Raw genomic sequence first — 3,182 nt, 5'->3', positions numbered from 1 at the left:
GACCCGGCCACCGCCCGACCCGCCGCCCGACCGGGCCACCGCCCGACCGGGCCACCGCCCGATCCGCCCGGGCCGCCGACCGACCGGGCCACCGCGCGACCGGCCGCCGACCGGGTCACCGCCCGACCGGCGGCCCCGGCGGGCCGACCAGAACCGCCCAGCCCGGTCAAGATCCGAGCAGGATCAGGGAAAGTGCTGCTTCGGGCCGCGGCGAGGCAGCAACTTCCCCGATGCTGAGCGGATCTTCCGTCGGCGGCCCGCGCACGGGGGCGGTGGGCGTCCGGCGACACGATCGGGGCACCGATACCGGTTCGGCGTTCCTGGAGGAGGTTTGCTAGTCTTCTCCAGTCGCTGAGCCCCCGTAGCTCAGGGGATAGAGCACCGCCCTCCGGAGGCGGGGGCGCAGGTTCGAATCCTGCCGGGGGCACCACCAGAACACCGAAGCCCGGGCCGTCGGCCCGGGCTTCGCCGCTTTCCCAGGGGCCGCCATACCGCGCACGGGTCCCACGATCGCGCTTGATCCTGGAAGTAGTGGCCTCCAGCGTCGATGACCCCACTGCTTCCTGGATCGAGCGCGATCTTTCCCGTTGGGGTGGGGCGCTCGGCGTTGGAGACGCACATGCCGGGTGTCGCGCCGAAGCGGACGCGGCAGGCAGCGATGGTCCCGGCCGAGGCGACACCAGCCACACTCCACGACTTCCTCGAATCTGTTAACAACCCTTGATATTAAACGTCACGAACGTCAATATGTGGAGGTCGCGGGTCGTCGAAGCCTGGGGAGTGCGCCATGAGAAGCCGTCGGATTTTCGCAGTGGTGGCCGGGGCGGCGATGACGGTCGCGGCCGCCGTCGCCTTCGTCCCCAGCAGCATGGCCGCCGTGTCCTCGGCGGACGTCGCCCTGCTGGTCGCCTGCACGGCGCCGGCCTGGGCCGAGGGCAGCACCTACCCGGCCGGCGCCCAGGTCACCTACAGCGGCCGGCTCTACCAGGCTCTGGTCACCCACACCGCACACCCCGGCGCCGGCTGGAACCCGGCCTCGACCCCGTCACTGTGGCGTGACCTAGGCGCGTGCTCGGGAGGCACACCGCCGCCGACCACGCCGCCACCCACCACGCCGCCGCCCACCACGCCGCCACCGACCACGCCTCCACCGACCACGCCACCGCCGACCGGTGGGACGTGCGGGGTGAAGTCGCGGCCCGCCGGCAAGGTGTTGCAGGGCTACTGGGAGAACTGGGATGGCGCCTCCAACGGCGTGCACCCCGGCCTCGGCTGGATCCCGATCACCGACAGCCGGTTCAGCCAGCACGGCTACAACGTGATCAACGCGGCTTTCCCGGTGATCCGCTCGGACGGCACGGTGCTCTGGGAGAACGGCATGGACGCCGGCGTGAAGGTGGCCACCCCGGCCGAGATGTGCCAGGCCAAGGCCGCTGGCGCGACCATCCTGATGTCGATCGGCGGGGCCGCGGCGGGCATCGACCTGAGCTCCAGCGCGGTCGCCGACCGGTTCGTCGCGACGATCGTGCCGATCCTGACGGCCTACCACTTCGACGGCATCGACATCGACATCGAGACCGGCCTGACCGGCAGTGGCAACATCAACACGTTGTCCACGTCCCAGGCCAACCTGATCCGGATCATCGACGGAGTGCTGGCCCGGATGCCGTCGAACTTCGGCCTGACCATGGCGCCGGAGACGGCCTACGTCACCGGCGGCAGCGTGGTCTACGGCTCGATCTGGGGTTCGTACCTGCCGATCATCAAGAAGTACGTGGACAACGGCCGGCTGTGGTGGCTGAACATGCAGTACTACAACGGCAGCATGTACGGCTGCGCCGGTGACTCGTACCCCGCCGGCACAGTGCAGGGGTTCACGGTGCAGACGCAGTGCCTGAACAACGGCCTGACCATCCAGGGCACCACCATCCGCGTGCCGTACGACAAGCAGGTCCCGGGCCTGCCCGCGCAGACCGGCGCGGGCGGCGGCTACATGTCGACGTCGCTGGTCACGCAGGCGTGGAACGCCGTACCCGGGCTCAAGGGTCTGATGACCTGGTCGGCGAACTGGGACGGGTCGAAGGGCTGGACCTTCGGCGACAACGTGAAGCGTTTGCAGGGACGCTGAGCCACCAGAGCTGATGGTCTCCGCGGGAGCGCCCTCGCCCGCGGAGACCACGGCTGGTCGGTGAGTGCCGCTCGGGGCGTACCGTCAGCCGGCTTCGCGGCGGGCACGGGCCCGGCGCTTGCCCTCGTGCATGGCCTGCACCCGGGCGACCGGAATGGTCCGCCCCTCGGCCACGAGGTCGGCGGGCAGCGGCTGCGGCGCCGGCATCAGCGCGGCCCACGGGTCGGTGCCGTCGACCAGCGGCGGCACGCTCCGGATGGTGAAGTCGGTCGGGGTCACCTCGGTGAGGTCGGTCCAGTCGACCGGGAAGGAGACCGGCAGCCCGGGGCGCAGTCGCGGGCTGTAGGTGGCCACGACGGTCGCCCCGCCGGCCCGGGTGGCGTCCACGAAGACCCGGCCGCCCCGGTCCTCCCGGATGTACGCGGTGGTGGCCAGCACCGGGTCCAGGCGCTCGGCGCGGGCGGCGACCGCCCGGGTCGCGGCGGCCAGCTCCTCCGCCGTGGGGCCGTCGGCGATGGGAACGAAGACGTGCACCCCCTTGGCGCCGCTGGTCTTGACCGTCCCGGAGAGGCCGGCGTCGGCGAGCGCCTGGCGGACCAGCAGCGCCGCGCCGACCGCTGCGGCGAACCCGTCCCCCTCCGGCGGGTCCAGGTCGAGCACCAGGTGGGTGGGGCGGTGCAGGTCCGCCGTGGTGGCCAGCGTCGGGTGGTATTCCACCGCCCTCTGGTTGGCGAACCAGAGCAGGGTGCGCCGGTCGTCACAGAGGGCGTACGAGATCTCCCGGTGCGAGGCCTCCGCCCAGACCGGGACCCGGCGAACCCAGTCCGGGGTGTACCGGGGCAGGTTCTTCTGCATGAACGGCGGCTGGCCGGGGCGGACCCGGATCACCGACAGCGGCCGGTCCCGGAGCTGCGGGAGGATCAGCTCCCGGACCGCGTCCAGGTAGTCGACCAGGTCCCGCTTGGTCGCGTCGTCGCGGTCGGACAGCGGCTGGTCGAGGTTGGTCAGGGCCACCCCGTCCCGGGTTTCGTCAGCCTCGCTCACCCACCCACCC

General features: G+C 71.8%; 2 protein-coding genes and 1 tRNA gene. 2 read left to right on the top strand and 1 reads right to left on the bottom strand.

Translation table 11 applies throughout. The annotated features are described in order from the left end of the window. The first annotated feature begins 355 nt into the window (after positions 1–355). Together DKT68_RS00375 and DKT68_RS00370 are read left to right on the top strand one after the other, a co-directional pair. Positions 356–430 (top strand) — tRNA-Arg (locus tag DKT68_RS00375). A gap of 357 nt (positions 431–787) precedes the next feature. After that, entirely contained in the window at positions 788–2,128 is a 1,341-nt protein-coding gene (locus tag DKT68_RS00370; protein WP_109815456.1) for a carbohydrate-binding protein, read from the top strand. A gap of 84 nt (positions 2,129–2,212) precedes the next feature. Here DKT68_RS00370 and DKT68_RS00365 read toward each other — a convergent pair whose 3' ends face one another. Beyond that, on the bottom strand, positions 2,213–3,172 hold the full coding sequence (locus DKT68_RS00365; protein ID WP_109815457.1) for a DNA polymerase domain-containing protein: 960 nt from the start codon (positions 3,170–3,172) through the stop codon (positions 2,213–2,215). Between the last annotated feature and the right edge of the window lie 10 nt (positions 3,173–3,182).

Origin of the sequence: Micromonospora acroterricola, from assembly GCF_003172955.1 — a bacterium.
GTDB classification, from domain to species: domain Bacteria; phylum Actinomycetota; class Actinomycetes; order Mycobacteriales; family Micromonosporaceae; genus Micromonospora; species Micromonospora acroterricola.
The sequence above is the reverse complement of the archived record's forward strand: the minus strand, read 5'-3'. Positions and strand labels throughout refer to the sequence as shown.